Origin of the sequence: Pikeienuella piscinae (genome assembly GCF_011044155.1) — a bacterium.
GTDB classification, from domain to species: Bacteria; Pseudomonadota; Alphaproteobacteria; order Rhodobacterales; family Rhodobacteraceae; genus Pikeienuella; species Pikeienuella piscinae.
In genome coordinates this window covers 3,118,837-3,133,940 of record NZ_CP049056.1, presented here as the reverse complement: position 1 = coordinate 3,133,940, position 15,104 = coordinate 3,118,837, and the positions used below count along the sequence as shown (strand labels likewise).

13 protein-coding genes are annotated in these 15,104 nt (G+C 65.5%); 3 read left to right on the top strand and 10 right to left on the bottom strand.

Annotated elements, in window-relative coordinates:
• Positions 1-111: 111 nt before the first annotated feature.
• From G5B40_RS14970 to G5B40_RS14930, 9 genes are read right to left on the bottom strand one after another with little or no spacing between them, the layout of a single operon-like run.
• Positions 112-915, bottom strand: a complete 804-nt coding sequence (locus tag G5B40_RS14970; protein WP_165100105.1) for a glutaredoxin domain-containing protein — start codon at positions 913-915, stop codon at positions 112-114.
• Positions 916-941: 26 nt separating this feature from the next.
• Positions 942-1,586: an isochorismatase family protein gene (locus G5B40_RS14965; protein WP_165100102.1), complete on the bottom strand. Its 645-nt coding sequence runs from the start codon at positions 1,584-1,586 to the stop codon at positions 942-944.
• A complete protein-coding gene (locus G5B40_RS14960) occupies positions 1,583-2,707 on the bottom strand; it encodes an ABC transporter ATP-binding protein (RefSeq protein ID WP_165100100.1) in 1,125 nt (374 codons plus the stop codon). The genes G5B40_RS14965 and G5B40_RS14960 overlap by 4 nt, the downstream gene beginning before the upstream one ends.
• Positions 2,704-3,789 (bottom strand): ABC transporter ATP-binding protein, encoded by a 1,086-nt coding sequence (locus tag G5B40_RS14955; RefSeq protein ID WP_165100097.1) that lies wholly within the window; start codon positions 3,787-3,789, stop codon positions 2,704-2,706. Before G5B40_RS14955 ends, G5B40_RS14960 begins: the two co-directional genes overlap by 4 nt.
• A 14-nt stretch (positions 3,790-3,803) precedes the next feature.
• A complete protein-coding gene (locus G5B40_RS14950) occupies positions 3,804-4,730 on the bottom strand; it encodes an ABC transporter permease (protein WP_165100095.1) in 927 nt (308 codons plus the stop codon).
• Positions 4,730-5,671 carry an ABC transporter permease gene (locus tag G5B40_RS14945; RefSeq protein ID WP_165100092.1) on the bottom strand — a complete coding sequence of 314 codons (942 nt, stop codon included), beginning with the start codon at positions 5,669-5,671 and terminating at the stop codon, positions 4,730-4,732. Before G5B40_RS14945 ends, G5B40_RS14950 begins: the two co-directional genes overlap by 1 nt.
• A gap of 7 nt (positions 5,672-5,678) precedes the next feature.
• Positions 5,679-7,250 (bottom strand): ABC transporter substrate-binding protein, encoded by a 1,572-nt coding sequence (locus G5B40_RS14940; protein WP_165100089.1) that lies wholly within the window; start codon positions 7,248-7,250, stop codon positions 5,679-5,681.
• Positions 7,243-8,952 (bottom strand): amidase, encoded by a 1,710-nt coding sequence (locus G5B40_RS14935; RefSeq protein ID WP_165100086.1) that lies wholly within the window; start codon positions 8,950-8,952, stop codon positions 7,243-7,245. Before G5B40_RS14935 ends, G5B40_RS14940 begins: the two co-directional genes overlap by 8 nt.
• A gap of 47 nt (positions 8,953-8,999) precedes the next feature.
• Positions 9,000-9,776 carry a GntR family transcriptional regulator gene (locus G5B40_RS14930; RefSeq protein WP_165100083.1) on the bottom strand — a complete coding sequence of 259 codons (777 nt, stop codon included), beginning with the start codon at positions 9,774-9,776 and terminating at the stop codon, positions 9,000-9,002.
• A gap of 299 nt (positions 9,777-10,075) precedes the next feature.
• Between G5B40_RS14930 and G5B40_RS14925 the strand changes: the two genes are divergently transcribed.
• Positions 10,076-10,783, top strand: coding sequence for an IS6 family transposase (locus G5B40_RS14925; RefSeq protein WP_165100080.1), 708 nt, complete (start codon positions 10,076-10,078; stop codon positions 10,781-10,783).
• A 170-nt stretch (positions 10,784-10,953) separates the two neighbouring features.
• Here the strand turns inward: G5B40_RS14925 and ureG are convergent, their stop codons facing one another.
• Entirely contained in the window at positions 10,954-11,628 is a 675-nt protein-coding gene (gene ureG / locus G5B40_RS14920; protein ID WP_179961583.1) for an urease accessory protein UreG, read from the bottom strand.
• A gap of 828 nt (positions 11,629-12,456) precedes the next feature.
• Between ureG and G5B40_RS14915 the strand changes: the two genes are divergently transcribed.
• Entirely contained in the window at positions 12,457-13,134 is a 678-nt protein-coding gene (locus G5B40_RS14915; protein WP_165100077.1) for a TetR/AcrR family transcriptional regulator, read from the top strand.
• Positions 13,127-15,097: a TRAP transporter permease gene (locus tag G5B40_RS14910; protein ID WP_165100074.1), complete on the top strand. Its 1,971-nt coding sequence runs from the start codon at positions 13,127-13,129 to the stop codon at positions 15,095-15,097. Before G5B40_RS14915 ends, G5B40_RS14910 begins: the two co-directional genes overlap by 8 nt.
• Positions 15,098-15,104: the final 7 nt, after the last annotated feature.

Genomic DNA, 15,104 nt, shown 5'->3' with positions numbered 1-15,104 from the left:
ACGTCGTTCGAGCGAGTTGAACCGGCATGGGAAACGCGCAAGCCGAAGCGCATCAATTCATTGCCTCCGCCTCCCGAGGACGAGGCGCCAGGAGAAGGCGCGATAGCCCGCTCAGGCGACGCTTAGTTCGGTGTCCCAGACATTCGTCGGGATTGGCAGGCCGGCGAATGCGTCTGGCGCGAATCGCTCGGCGGGCTCGATCTCGAGCCGCTCAAGCACCCAGATCAGCTGACGCGCGTGTTGGCCGCTGTGCCAGGTCGTCCGTTCCAGGAAATCGTGGCGCGACTGCTTGCCGTAATAGACTTCGACGCGCGCGCTCCAGTCGGCGGTCGCGCCGTCACGTGCGAACCAGTCGTCAAACCGCTCCGCGACCCGGTCGCCGTATTCGCAAAGCCCTTCGGGCGTCTGCATTGCCGCGGGCGGCAGCCTGTAATAGCTCTCATAGACCAGCGGCGCGCCCTCCTCCTGCTCCACGAAAGCATCGACGATATTGAAGATGTGGTAGACGAGATCGGCGTGGCTCCGGGGGCGATTGGGCAGATTCGTACGCATTTCAGACTGTGGCAGCTTCAGCGTGTTCGCGCGGGTGACATCGATGATCGTGTCGATGCGCCGGCGCAGCTCATCCGGCGGCAGTATCTTGTCCTGGCCCCAGGGTATGCCGCACAGCTTCGCAACATCGCGCAGGATCTGGCCGTTCGCCCATTCGTCTCCGCGGACGACGATCGGCACCTGACGCAAGCCGAATCGCGCGAGTTCATCCAGCGCGGCGTCGTCCTCGAGAACGTTGCGCGACCTGAATTCGATTCCGTGCTCTGTCAGGAACTCCTTGGTGCGTAGGCAACTCGTGCAGCCAGTTTGCCAGTAGACGGAAATCTTGTCTTCGGTGGCGTCGGCTTGGCTGGTGTCGTTCATGGTCGGTCCTCCAGGATATCGGGGGTTCAGGCCGCGTCGGTACGGGCCAGCCCCTTCAGATGCGCGACGACCTCCGCCTTGGGCAGGACATCGGCATATTTCGCGTTCATGTCGAACAGATTGGCGTCGTGCGGTCCATTATGACGGTCGCCGACGCATTCCCGGGGAACGATCGCGCGAAACCCGTGCTGAATGGCGTCGATCGCGGTCGCGCGCACGCAGCCGCTCGTCGAGCAACCGATCAGGATCAGCGTGTCGATGCCCTCGGCGGTCAGAGTTGACGCGAGCGACGTTCCGAAAAAGGCGCTGGGGTAGTTCTTGACGATCACCAGGTCCTCGGGCTGCGGCGCAACGCGGTTGTCGATCTCCACAAGCCGCTCGCCCGCGACCAGCCGGCGAAGGGCCGGGACCTTGCGGGTAAAGAGACCGCCATCGACACCGGACGGGTGGTACATAACCTTGGTGTAGACGACCGGCGTTCCGCCGGCGCGCGCAATCGCGAGCAGATCGACGCTCGCCTCCGCCGCCGCCACCACGCCTTCGGCGTAGAGCGGCGAGCCGGGCGTCGTGTATGCGCAGGTGAAGTCGATGACGAGAAGAGCGGGTTTCGCGCCCCAGCCTAGCAGGGTGTCGAAGACGCCGGTGTAGTTGCTCTCGCGCGACTGGTTCATGATCGCCCTCCAGTTTCGTCACCCGCGACCGCCGGCGCGGCCTCCGCTTCGGTCTTGTCGAGTGGGAAGTGACACGCGACCATCTGGCCCTCGCCATCCTGCTTCAACGCTGGATCGGCGCGCACGCAAGGCGCCGGCAGAACCGTCCCGTCACGCGCGGCGGCCGTCTCCAGCCCGCCGCGGCGCGCGACGATGCGCGCCTTGAAACAACGCGGATGAAAGCGGCAGCCGGTCGGCATGTCTGTCGCGGACCCGATCTCGCCATAAAGCGAGATTCGCCGGCGCGACCTCTCCTTCTCCAGATTCGGGATCGGCGCGGCGCTCAGCAGCGCCGCCGAGTAGGGATGCCGGGGTCTCGCGTAGAGATTCTCGCGCGTCGCCAGTTCGACGATGCGTCCGAGATACATCACCGCGATCCGGTCGGAAATGTGGCGCACCACCGCGAGATCATGCGCAATGAAGAGAAAGGCGACACCGGTCCTGCGCTGGATGTCGCGCAACAAGTTCAGGATCTGCGCCTGGATGGAAACATCCAGCGCGGAAACCGGCTCGTCCAGCACCAGGAGCTTGGGATCCAGCGCCATGGCGCGCGCGATGCCAATGCGCTGGCGCTGCCCGCCGGAGAACTCGTGCGGGTAGCGATCCGCTGCGTGCGGCGCGAGGCCGACTTGCCGCATGATGTCCGCCGTCCGCGCGGCGCGATTCTCACGGGCCAGCCCGTGTACGCGCATCGGCTCGACGATGATCCGTCCGACCTTCATGCGGGGGTCGAGCGATCCGTAGGGGTCCTGGAACACCATCTGCATGTCGCGGCGAAGGGCGCGCACGCGGCCGCCGGGCATGGCGGTGATGTCCTGTCCGTCGAACACGATTCGCCCTTCCGTCGGGTCGAGAAGGCGCAGGACAAGACGGCCCAGCGTGCTCTTGCCCGAACCTGTTTCGCCGACGACGCCGAAGGTCTCTCCACGCCTTATTTCGAAACTGACGCCGTCGACCGCCCGTACGACGGATCGGGTGCGCCCGGGCAGCAGCGAGCCGCCGCCGAAATGCTTCGTCAGGTCGCGGACGTCGAGCAGCGTCTCGCCGGCGCTGGCCTCCGCACGAGGTTGGAGCGCGGTCATGGCCGACCCTCGCGCTGACGAAGTTCAGCGGCGTGATGGCAGGCGGTTCGGTGATCGCCCGCTCCCGTATCCGCCAGCGCGGGGGCGCGCCGGAGGCAATCCTCGCGCCCGGCGCCGAGGAAACAGCGTTCCTCGAACGCGCAGCCGGCCGGCAGGAACGCCGGGTTCGGGGGCTGGCCCTCGATCGCCTTCAGATCGACAGCGGAATCGGCGTCGAGATGCGGCACGCTGCGGAAAAGCGAGACCGTGTAGGGATGCGCCGTGGCTTTGAACACCGCGTCGATCGTCCCCTCCTCGACCACGCGCCCGGCATACATCACCGCCACCCGGTCGGCGTGGCGCGCCACCAGCCCGAGATCGTGAGTGATCAGCACCATCGCCATGCCGGTCTCGTCGCGCAGCCCGGCGAGCAACTCCAGCACCTGCGCCTGCACTGTTACGTCGAGCGCGGTCGTCGGCTCGTCGGCGATCAAGACCCGCGGCTCCAGCGCGATCGCCATGGCGATCAGCACTCGCTGGCGCATGCCGCCGGAAAGCTGGTGCGGATAATCGTCGACGCGCCGCCTCGGGTCCGGAATCTGCACCCGATCGAGAAGCTCGATGGCGCGTCGGCGTCCCTCGGCGCGCCCGATCGGCCGATGCGCCCTCAAGACCTCGATGATCTGTTCGCCGATCGGAAACACCGGGTTGAGGCCGGAAAGCGGATCCTGAAAAACCATCGCGACACCCGCGCCGCGGCGCCTGCGCAGCCCCTCCATCGACAACGTGAGCAGGTCGGTTCCGTCAAACATCACCTGACCCGACACGACCTTGCCCGGCGCCGGAACCAACCCTATGGCCGACAGAAAAGTCATGGTCTTGCCGGAGCCGCTCTCCCCCACCACGGCTAGCGTCTCGCCCGGTCGGACCGACAGGCTCACGTTGTCTACGATCATGATCGGCCCGTCCTCGCTGGGAAAGCGCGTGGTCAGTTGACGCAGGTCCAGTGCGTAGTCGATATCCGCGAGCGGTTCGACGCGCGCGGCTTCGCTTCGCGCCGACGCGGACGGAAATGGTCCGGAAATAACGACGCCTGAAGCCATCTTCGCCCTTCCCCTCACAACAGTTTCCCGCCGGTCTCGCGTCGCATCTGTGGGTCGAGCGTGTCGCGTAGTCCGTCGCCCAGCAGGTTGAGCGCGATCACCGTCACCGCGATGCAGAGGCCGGCGAAGATCGAGATGGTGGGGTTCGTGGTGATGACCGACTGCCCATCGGCGATCACGCTGCCCCAAGTCGGCTGCGGCGGCTGTACGCCGAGGCCGAGAAAGCTCAGACCGGCTTCCGCAAGGATCGCGGTCGCCGCGCTGACCGTCGCCACCACGATCACCGGCGCCATTGCATTTGGGATGACATGGCGCAAAAGGATGCTCAGATGGCCGAGGCCGATGGCCTGCGAAGCCTCGATATAGGGTCGCGGCTTGATCGTCAGGACAACGGACCGCATGACAGTTGCGACACGCGGCGTGTAGGCGATCGCCACCGCGACGATAACGGACCGCAGCGACGAGCCCTGCGCCGCCACTAGCGCAAGCGCCAGCAAAAACCCGGGAAAGGCGAGCATGATGTCGATCAGAACCACGAAGGCGCGCTCGACCCAGCCGCTAAGGTAGCCGGCCGCCGCCCCGATCAGGGTGCCGAAAGTCAGAGAGATCGCCACCACCCAGAATGCGACCAGAAGCGAGACGCGCGCGCCGAAGATCAGGCGCGAGAGCACGCAGCGCCCGTATTGATCCGTGCCCAGCGGGTATTCCGCTGACGGCCCGGTAAGGATCAGGCCCATGTTCGTCTCCAGCGGCGAATGCGGCGCGATCCAGGGCGCCAGAAGCGCGACGAAGCCCAGAAGACACAGCAGCACCACCCCGATCATGAAGGCCGGATGCGTGAGATAGCGCCGCACCGTCCGGCGTCGCCTGCGGCGCGCGGCCTCTCGGTTGCGCAGAGGGTCGGCGTCTAACTCGGCTCCGGGGCGCGCAATATCGGCCATCAGCCCTGCCTCAGGCGCGGATCGACGACACCGTAGAGATGGTCGAGCGCGACATTGATGAGAACGACCCCCGCCGCGAGGATCAACACACCCGCCTGCACGAGTTGGTAGTCGCGTGCGAGAACCGCCTTCAGGATGGTGGAGCCAAGACCCGGACGGCTGAACACGACCTCCACGAGAATCGCGTTGCCGAGCGACCAGGCGAAGGTCACGCCGATAACCGCTAGAATCGGCACCAGCGCGTTGCGCAGCCCGAGGCGGAAATAGATGCGCTTCTCCGGCACCCCCATGGTCCGGGCGACACGGATGTAGTCCTGCCCCAGCACCTCCAGCATCGCGCTGCGCGTCAACCGGGCGATATAGGCCGCGACCGAGAGGCCCAGAACGATCGCGGGCAGAACCAAATGATGCGCCTGAACCCAGAATCCGGGCTCCGTGCTGGCCCCGAGCGCCGGAAAAATGCCGAGCTTGTGCGAAAAGAGCAGGATCGCCGCCAGCCCCATCCAGAACACCGGGAACGAGATACCAAGAAGCGCGACAAACATGATTACGACATCGACCCAGGTTCCCCGCTTTATCGCCGAGATAATCCCGAGCGGCACGCCGAGAAGCACCGCCACGATAAGGCCGGTGACCGCAAGCGACAGCGACCAGGGCAGCGCCGCCAGCATCTCGTCGAGCGCGGGCCGGCCGGTCACCACCGACCTGCCGAGATCGCCGGTGACCGCCCGCTCGACAAACAGCAGATATTGCTGCCAGACTGGCAGGTCGAGACCGAGCCGGGCCCTGAGTGCCTCGAGCGACGCGTCCGTCGCGAAATCCCCCAGCATGTAGAGCGCGGGGTCCCCCGGAATCGCTCGCATCAGGAAGAAGGCGACCGTGACGATCCCGAAGATCGTCACGGCGAGCTGACGCAGCGTCCGGCCCAGATGATACCTCATCAACGCGTCACTCCGTCAGCGACACCGAATAGGTGTCGACCGTGAAGAGCGAGTTCTGCACAAGACCTCCGACCTTGTCGCTATGCGCCATGAACAGGCGGTCCGCGTAGATCGGAGCGACAGGGACGTCCTCCATCGTCTTCTGCAATACATCCTCATAGAGCGCCTTGCGTTTCTCGAGGTCCTGTTCCGCCGACGCGGCCGCAAGAAGATCATCGACGCCGGCGTATTGCGAGGTGTTGAGGCCCGGTGGGAAAGAAACGGTTGAATAGAGCGTGACCAAAGGCGAATCTGGGTCCGGCGGCCCGACCACGGCGGTGATGCAGCTCTTGACCCGGCCACTCGCCCTAGCCTCGACATAGGCCCCGCGCTCCAAAACGGTGATCTTGGTGTTGATCCCCACGCGGTTCAGATCGTCGGCCATCGGCACCGGGAACTTGTCATAGGGGTTGAGCGCGACGGTGACGATCTCGAACTCGAAACCTTCCGCGCCGGCTTCCTTGAGCAGTGCGCGCGCCTTGTCGGGGTCGTAATCATAGGTCGGCACGTCTTGGGAATATTCCTGGAAGGTCGGCGTCAGCACGCTGTGGGCCTCCGCCTTCGTGCCCATGAAGAATCCGTCGATCAGACCCTTGCGGTTCAGTGCATGGATGATCGCCCGGCGCACCCGAACGTCGTCGAGCGGCGCGATCGTTGTGTTCAGGACGAGATTGACCGTGTTGTTCGCTTCCCGGCTGAGCATGGTGACTCCGTCCGCCGCTTTCAGCCGGTCGATCACCTGCGGCTGCTGGAGCGCGAACGCGATGTCGATCTCGCCGTTCTCCAGCGCGATCGCCGACGCCGTCTCGTCCTTGATGAGACGCAGGACAACCTCGCCGATCTGCGGCGCGCCCTCGAAATATTCGGGGTTGGCGACCATCCGGACGCTTGTCCCGGCGGTCCAGCTGTCGAAGATGAACGGACCGGTCCCGATCGGGTCCAGCTTGTAGGCTTCGCCCTTCTCCGTCACCGCCTTCTCGCTCACGATCCAGCCCTGATTGAAGGCGCAGACCTTGTGCAGGAAGCCCGAATTGGCGTTCTTGAGACGGATGACGACGGTCCTGTCATCCGGGGCCTCCACGCTGTCGATAGAGGCGAACTGTCCCCGGTAGCGGCTGCCGGTCGCCTCGTCGCGCACCCGGTCGAAGGAGAACTTCACGTCCGACGCCTTCAGCGCTCCGTAACCCTTGTGGAAAGCGACGCCGTCTTTGAGATGGAACGTATAGGTCCGGCCGTCCTCCGAGACCTCCCACTCCGCGGCGAGGTCGGGCGTGATCGCGTTGGTGGCCTGATCGTATTTCACCAGCCCGTTATAGACATGGCTAGCGACCGTCTGGTTCTCGATCTGGAAGATCAGCGCGGGATCGAGGACAGAGATGTCGGAGCCGATCCGCACCCGCAACTGGCCGCCCGCCGCCCGGGCCATCCTCGCCCCGAAAAGGCTGAAGGGCGCCGAAACGCCCAGCGCGGCCGCGCCCGAAAGTTTCAGAAAGCGGCGACGGCCGGTCGATGGTCCGGCGGATTTCTCGTGTTCAGCCATGATCTTCCCCTGTTGGCTCCAGTTGGTTTCCTGTCGCGCTTCGCCCGTGGCCGGACGTCCGCGGCGAGATCGTCCGCGACCCGAAATCCGGGCGCACTTCCTTCGCGCTGGGGCGGGGCAGGGCGGCGCCGCGGCTGACCGTCGCGGCCTCCAGCTCCTGCATCCGGCCGAGATCAGCGTCGCTCAGCCCGTCCAGCGCCATGCGCCCCGCCCGCGCCCGGAAATCCGCCGAGGGCGCGCCCGTTTGCGGCGCGACGGCCGGCGGCGGCGGCGCGGCGGCCGGGATGTCCGGCCAGCCGTCGTGCGGGCGCGTCCGCTCATAGGCTGCGGCCAACCTTAGCATCGCGCCCTCTCGGCCCCGGCCGGCGGCGATCTGCCAGTGCGTCGGCAAGCCCTCGTCCGAAAACCCAGTGCGCTGGACCAACGCCGGCGTTCCGGCGAGGTTGAACGGCGTCAGCATGGTCTCCAGCGTGAAGCGCGTCATCTCCGGCTCCACCCCGAGGCGCGGCGGCAAGCGCAACGCGCCATAGGTGACCAAGGCGTCGAACCGCGCCATCAGGACGTCGAGCGCGATCGCGATCTCCGTCCGGCGGCGCAGCGCCTGGATGTAGTCCACTGCCCTGACACCGGCGCCGGCCAAGAGCTTGCCGCGCAACGCCCGACCGAGATCGCCCGCTCTTTCGCGCAGCTCCGCCTCGTGGATCGCGGCCGATTCGGCCGGACCGATCATCTGCGTGACGGCGAGGCATTCCGCGGCCGGAGTTGGAAGCCGCGCCTCCTCCAGAACCACGCCGAGGCTTTCGAGCGTCTCGACGGCCCTCTCGAAAGCGCGGCGCATCGGTTCGTCCGCAGCGTCGAACCCCCGCCCGATGTCGCGAACCACGGCGACGCGCATGCCCGACACAGGCGCCCCGATCCCGCGCGCGAGATCGCGCTCGCCCAGCAGCGTGCCGAGTATGGTCGCGGCGTCCTCGGCGCTGCGACAGATCGGCCCTGGCGTATCGAGCGAGTGGCAATTCGGCAGCACGCCTTCCAGACTCAGCCGCCCGCCGGTCGCAATCGCGCCCGTGACGCCGCAAGCTCCGGCCGGCAGCCGGACAGAGCCGGTCGTGTCGCTCCCAAGTGCGAACGGCGCCGTTCCCGCGGCGACCGCCGCCCCCGCTCCGGTCGAAGAGCCGCCAGTAAAGCGCGAGAGGTCCCAAGGATTGCGCGCCGGCGGAAACGGCAGATCGAAATACTCGCCGCCATCGCCTGTTCCGTACTCCCAGGTCGCGAGCTTGCCAACGAGAACCGCGCCGGCGCCGCGGAGCGCGGCGACCAGCGTCGCGTCGCGATCCGGAATCCGGCCGAGACGCACCCGCCCGCCCGCGGCGGCGGGAACGCCGGCGACATCGTAATTGTCCTTTACGGCGAAAGGAACGCCGTGAAGCGGCCCGCACCAATGGCCCGCGGCGATCTCGGCCGTCGCCCGGGCGGCTTCGGCCCGCGCCTCGTTCGCAATCACGCGGACATAGCTCCGGATCGCCCCATCGACGGCGTCGATCCGGGCCAGCACCGACTCGAGCAGATCGGAGGGGGTGAGGACGCCGGCGGAGATTCGTCGGCCAGCCTCCGCGACTCCCAGCGACCATGCCGCCTCGGTGTCGCCGGCCTCCGTCGAAGCCGCATCTTCGTCACGCAATCGGGTCGCGTCGGGTCGCATCCAGGATCATCCGTTGAGGCCTCTTTGCATACAATGATGCTTCGACCCTATCGTGTCAAATCCCCGGCGCCTGACACCCGAGCCGTGCTCTCCGCCTCACCGGCCACGGCGTCGGCCGGTGAATCACGGGCGGCGATGCGGCCCAGAAACAACGACTTCCCGCCGTGAACATGGGCTTTCATCAGCGCGCTGGCCCAGTAAGGATCGCGCTGGGCGATCGCCTCGACAAGCGTGTGATGCTCCTGGACGCTGCGCATCATGTCGTCTGGTTCAAGGTGCTGAAAATACCGCAACGTAATCGGCAACTCGATGAGCGTGGCGAGAATTTCCGCCGTCCTGATCTGGCCCGAAGCCCCGATGACGAGACCGTGAAAGCGGCTGTTGAGCGCGGCGACTTCGGCGACGGCCGGACCGTCGGCGCAGGGTAGCAGCGCCAGCGCTCGCCCACATATCTCGCGCAGCGCCCGGATTTGAGCCTCCGTCGCGTTCTGCGCAGCGCGCCCGGCCGCATGTCCCTCTAACATCGCGCGAAGGCTCAGCACCTCCTCGATATCTTCCGCGGACCACTTCCGCACGAAGGCTCCCTGATTCTGAATGATCTCCAGCCACCCCTCGGCCGCCAGCTTGCGGACGGCCTCCCGTACCGGCGTTCGGCTGACCCCGAGCCGGTTCGCGACGCTTTCCTCCCGCAGATGCGCCCCGGGCGGATACGTCCCCTCGATGAGCAGCTTGCGAAGCGTATTGTAGGCCGTCCGCGCGGCGCCGCTTCGCGTCGGTCGCGGAGGGGATGAACCGGAGATGCGCGCGTCTCGATGAACCGCCATCGGCGCATGTTGGCCCGAACCCGAAGCAAACGCCAGTCCCATATAGTATACAATCTAGGCTGAAACCAAGCCGGTCGGTCCCACTGGCGGTCGTCCGGCCGGCGTCAAGATGTCTCGGTGGGCTGGCCCCGGCCGCCCGCGCCGGTCATGCGCGCCCGGCGCAGAGCGCCTCCAGCCCGGCAGGATCTCTGGTAATGCAATCTAAGGTGGCATTGCATGCAGGCTCTATACATGCCCCACGAGGCTTTGTCAGAGGAACGAGACTTGAGGGGCGACCTGCGCGCAGTTGGCCTCCACGGATGACCAAACGCAGCCCCTTCCGCTACTTCAAGACGAGCCACGCGGTTATCCGCCTGGCGGTTATGATGTACGTCCAGTTCTCGCTTTCGTTGCGGAACGTGGAAGATCTCCTCCACGAGCGTGGGATCGACGTGAGCCACGAGACCGTCCGCTTCTGGTGGATCCGCTTCGGCCCGATGTTCGCCGCCAAGATCAGGCGCAAGCGCGTCGACCGGATGCGGGCGGTTTCCAACTGGCGCTGGCATCTCGATGAGGTCTTCGTGAGGGTGAACGGCGAGCGCCGCTATCGCTGGCGCGCCGTCGATCACGAGGGCGAGGTGCTGGAGGCCGTCGTCACCAAGCGACGGAACAAGCGCGCCGCATCGAAACTGTTCAAGAAACTCATGAAGCGCTACGGACGGCCGGCGGAAATCGTGACCGATCGACTACCTTCGTATCGTGCCGCGCTCAGGGCTCTTGGCGCAAAAGACAAGCAGTTGACTGGCCGCTGGCTGAACAACCGGATCGAGAACTCCCACCAGCCGTTTCGACGACGAGAGCGGGCCATGCTGCGCTTCCGGCGAATGCGAAGCTTGCAGCTATTCGCCGCCGTTCACTCCTCGGTTCACAATCATTTCAACCTGGAGCGCCGCCTCTACCGACGAGACGACTTCAAACTGAACCGCACCGCCGCGCTCGACGAGCGGCGGCGCCTCGGCGCGGCCTGAGGCCGAGCTTTCCCTAGCCAAACGGAGACATGTGCGTTTTGTTTGACAGCACCATCATCCGTCTGGCCACGGTGATGTGCGTCTGGTTTCCGCGATCGTGCAACTCAAGCTTGAACCCGCCGCGCGGTCGCCGCGAAATCCTCAAGACGGTAGGCTGAGGGGAACGCGCGTCAGGTCGCCAGAACGCGTTCCGCGCTGTCAGGCATCGCGAGGCTCAACCCGCCCAGATCGGCAATCACCCGGACGATGTTCTCAGCACCGCGCTGGGAGCGCAGTTCGCTGAAGACGAAAGGTCGCTCGCCGCGCATCCGGCGGGCGTCGCGGTCCATGACCGAGAGATCGGCGCCCACATGCGGGGCGAGGTCGGTCTTGTTGATGATTAGCAGATCCGACCGCGTGATAGCCGGGCCGCCCTTGCGCGGGATCTCCTCGCCTGCGGCCACGTCGATCACGTAGAGGGTGATGTCGGCGAGTTCGGGGCTGAAGGTCGCGGAGAGGTTGTCGCCGCCGCTCTCGATCAGAACGAGTTCGATGTCAGGGTGGCGGCGGACCATTTCCGCGACGGCGGCCAGGTTGATCGACGCGTCCTGACGGATCGCCGTGTGCGGACAGCCGCCGGTCTCGGCGCCGATGATCCTGTCGCCCGGCAGGGCTTGGAGCCGCATGAGCGCCTCGCCGCCGGTGACGCCGCCTGCCGTGTTGATCAGCACCGCCTGGCACTGGGCTTCCGAAACGCGCGGGAACAGCACCTTCAGCGCGCCCGCCTGGCGGAGACCGTCGAGGACCGATCCGCGCTCCGTGCCGATGACCGACAGGCGAGCGGACCCGTGCGCCCTGTGCTGCATCGGGGCCGCCCGCATCGTCGAAATATTGGCCAGGTGAGTAATCGCGTCCGCTCCGTGCGATGGGCTCTTCGCGGGCAGTTTCACCACAGGCAGGCGGGAACGTCTGCAATTTAGCCCGGTTTCGCCGTCAGAAAAGCCGAAAATGCATAAATACTGAGCGACAATGAGACTTTTCGCTTAAATTGTAGACGAAAAAAGTTCGATATGAGCATAAATTGGGCAAGAGTGATTGTCTTGATCACCGCCACGCAGCATCGATTCGGACGTCGCGACGGGCGCTGACTCGGAGACGCGGTGTGTGGCGACCATGCGAATTGGAGCTCGGTCCGGCCGCCGCACGGGTGCAACACGAAGCTGCGGGACGGAGGTAGGCTGGCTGATCGATAACCTGATCGTTCCACAGCGTTGGATCGCGGACAGGCGGAGATGCGCCGTCTTCTGCCAACGCGAAGCGATGGTGGTCAGGTCGAGCGACAGCCGTTCCGCCGACCAAATGAGCCGCCGCAACCCTCTTCAAGTTATGCTGCATGTTCCTTTTCGTTCATTCGCCGTTACCTCATGGCGGGGCGGTTTCAATGGCGGATCGGGGAGGCGCATGCAGGCGTCATATCTTGAGCAACTGAACGACGAGCGGCGACGGTGTCGATGTTGACGCCGCCGGCGCGCCGTCGCCGCCGCCGCGATCGAATCGGGCACGACATTGCGACGCCGAAAGAGTCTGAGGATTCGCAGTTCCGGAAGTAAGGCTTGACGAATCGAAAGTGATAAAGAGTATGCTTTAATAAATCATGTGCTTTATATGCGGCGCAGCGCAGGAATCTACAACGCATGGCGGCGAACTCGGAGACTTACAAACGGCTCGTTGAAACTGCGGAAAGGCTGTTCGCCGCCGAAGGGATCGCGACCGTTTCGATGCGACGGATCAACCAGGATGCGGGGCAGAAGAACACGTCGGCGCTCCACTATCATTTCGGCTCGAAGGAAGCGCTTATCGAGGCGATCGTCGGCTACCGGATGAGCCGCGTGAACACCCGCAGGCTGGAGATGCTCCGCCGGATCGAGGACTCTGGCGAAGAGATCGACCTCCACAAGATCGTTTGCGCCATCGTCTTTCCGCTTGCGGAGCTGCTCGACGACGAGACAGGCGACAACCGCTACATTCAGTTTCTCGCGCAGGCCTATAGCGACCCGGTGATCCGCAAGACCCATCTCGGCCCCGGCAGATACGACGAAGGCTATAAGCGCTGTTTCGACCACATCATCGCGCTCAGAAAGGACGTTCCCTCGGCCATCTTGCGTCAGCGGCTGCTGATCGTCACCGGCGCGTTGGTGCACATCCTCTCGGATTTCGACAAGCGGCGGCGCGACGGGCGGCGCGTGCGTCCGCAGCATGAAGTCGCCGCCTTCGTCTCGAACCTGGTCGATTTTTTCCTCGGGGCGATATCCGCGCCAAGCTCCGCCGACACAGCGGAAGCGTTCAGAGAGCTCGGCCGCACCCATGCGTGACACCGAGAGAGCAGCGGCGGCGCCGCGCGGTATGTATGCATTGCGCGCCGCCCGCGCGGCCTCTCTGACAATCGGTTTCGCGCTCGCGGTCCAGTCGCTCTACACCGCCTATTTCGGCGTCTGGGAGCCATGGTTCCACCGCAGCCTGGTCACCTTGTTCTCAGTCGCCGCGGTGACGTTGAGCGTCCCGCTGGCGGCGCGGGTGCGGACGCAATCGCGGCTCACACCGGCGCTCTGCTGGCTCGTCGATGCGCTCATGATCGTGATCTTCACGCTCGCAGTCGAGCAGCTCTTCGCCGCTTACGAGCATGTCGATGACATCATGCTCTCCTATTCGCCCTATCAGATTGCGATCTCAGTCTTGGCGGTCGGCTGCCTGTTGGAGCTATCGCGCCGGCTTTTCGGTCTGCCATTGCTGCTATTTTGCCTCGCGGTCTTTCTCTACTGCATCTTCGGGAACAGCCTGCCCTGGGTTTTTCACCACTCCGGATTCACCTTGAGCCAGACCATGGAGACTCTCTGGTTCGGGTTGCAGGGCGTGTTCGGCTCTCCGCTCGGCGTCGTCGTTCAGATAATCTTCGTCTTCATCGTGTTCGGCGTGGTGCTGGAGCGGACTGGCGCCGGGGAGGCGTTGATCCGGCTCGCCTTCCATTTCACCGCGCGCTCGCGCGGCGGCCCGGCGCAGGCGGCGATCGTCGCGAGCGCGCTTTTCGGCACCATGTCCGGCAGTGTCGCCGCCAACGTCGTCGGCACCGGCTCCTTCACGATTCCCATTATCAAGCGCCGCGGCTTCGCGCCGCATGTCGCTGGCGGGGTGGAGGCCGCCGCCTCCACCGGCGGGCAGTTCGTGCCGCCGGTGATGGGCGCGGCGGCCTTCGTCATGGCCGACATCACAGGCATCCCGTATCTTCAGATCTGCCTCGCCGCGCTGATCCCCGCCATTCTCTATTATCTCAGCCTCGCGGGCGCGGTGGCGTTGGAGGCGCGCAAGCGCGGCATCGCGCCGACGCCCCCTGCGGAACGCGTCGCGCTCACCCGGCGCGACTCGGTGATGTCGCTGATGGTGCTGGGGCCAATTGCGGCGATCGTGGTCGTTCTCGCAGAGGGACGGTCGCCCGCCATGGCCGGGTTCTGGGCCACCGTCGTCGCCGTCGGGCTCGCCTTTCTTCTCAATCCCGAGATGAGGCGGAAACCCCGGACGCTCCTCGTGGCGCTGGCCGACGGCGGAATCGCGGGCGCCGGCATCGTCGTCGCCGTGGCCTGCATCGGCGTCGTGCTCGGTGTGCTTAACCTGACCGGCTTCGGGCTCAAATTCGCGGGCATGATCTCCGCGGCGGGGGAGGGCGACATGCTCGTCAGTCTTCTTCTGACCATGTTCGCCTGCCTTATCCTCGGTATGGGGATGCCTACGTTGCCGGCCTACCTGATCATCGTTCTCGTGATGGGCGGTGCGATCACTCGGCTCGGCGCTCCGACGATCGCGGTCCACATGTTCGTGCTCTATTTCGGCGTGCTCTCGGCGGTGACGCCGCCCGTCGCGCTCGCCGCGTTCGCTGCGGCCCCGATCGCCGGCGCGAACCCGATCGTGACGGCAGTGACCGCGCTGCGGCTCTCCATCGCCGGCTTCGTCATTCCCTTTCTCTTCGTCTTCAACCCGGAACTGCTGCTGATCCTCGAGTTCGAGCCGACGGGTTTCGTCTGGACGTTGATCCGAGCCGCCGCCGCGCTCTGGCTCATGACGACCGCGCTCGCGGGGTTCGAGCGGGGTCCGCTTGCGCTCTGGTCACGTCTGGCCCGGTTGATCGTCGTGGGGTTCATCCTGCAGGGCGACCTGCTTTTCAGCGTCATCGGCCTCGCGCTCGCCGCCGTGCTGATCGCGCGAGATTGGCTTGAGTGTCCGGGGCTCGGAGCGCCTGTCGAAAACACCCGAAAGGCAGCCGCAAGCGCTGACCGAACATCATGAAATGGAG

Excerpts from the sequence above, each read along its gene's own strand:
- G5B40_RS14930 (WP_165100083.1), bottom strand. The coding sequence starts at position 9,776 with ATGGCGGTTCATCGAGACGCGCGCATCTCCGGTTCATCCCCTCCGCGA.
- G5B40_RS14940 (WP_165100089.1), bottom strand. The coding sequence starts at position 7,250 with ATGGCTGAACACGAGAAATCCGCCGGACCATCGACCGGCCGTCGCCGC.
- ureG (WP_179961583.1), bottom strand. The coding sequence starts at position 11,628 with ATGCAGCACAGGGCGCACGGGTCCGCTCGCCTGTCGGTCATCGGCACG.
- G5B40_RS14945 (WP_165100092.1), bottom strand. The coding sequence starts at position 5,671 with ATGAGGTATCATCTGGGCCGGACGCTGCGTCAGCTCGCCGTGACGATC.
- G5B40_RS14935 (WP_165100086.1), bottom strand. The coding sequence starts at position 8,952 with ATGCGACCCGACGCGACCCGATTGCGTGACGAAGATGCGGCTTCGACG.
- G5B40_RS14925 (WP_165100080.1), top strand. The coding sequence starts at position 10,076 with ATGACCAAACGCAGCCCCTTCCGCTACTTCAAGACGAGCCACGCGGTT.
- G5B40_RS14955 (WP_165100097.1), bottom strand. The coding sequence starts at position 3,789 with ATGGCTTCAGGCGTCGTTATTTCCGGACCATTTCCGTCCGCGTCGGCG.
- G5B40_RS14950 (WP_165100095.1), bottom strand. The coding sequence starts at position 4,730 with ATGGCCGATATTGCGCGCCCCGGAGCCGAGTTAGACGCCGACCCTCTG.
- G5B40_RS14910 (WP_165100074.1), top strand. The coding sequence starts at position 13,127 with ATGCGTGACACCGAGAGAGCAGCGGCGGCGCCGCGCGGTATGTATGCA.
- G5B40_RS14915 (WP_165100077.1), top strand. The coding sequence starts at position 12,457 with ATGGCGGCGAACTCGGAGACTTACAAACGGCTCGTTGAAACTGCGGAA.
- G5B40_RS14965 (WP_165100102.1), bottom strand. The coding sequence starts at position 1,586 with ATGAACCAGTCGCGCGAGAGCAACTACACCGGCGTCTTCGACACCCTG.
- G5B40_RS14970 (WP_165100105.1), bottom strand. The coding sequence starts at position 915 with ATGAACGACACCAGCCAAGCCGACGCCACCGAAGACAAGATTTCCGTC.
- G5B40_RS14960 (WP_165100100.1), bottom strand. The coding sequence starts at position 2,707 with ATGACCGCGCTCCAACCTCGTGCGGAGGCCAGCGCCGGCGAGACGCTG.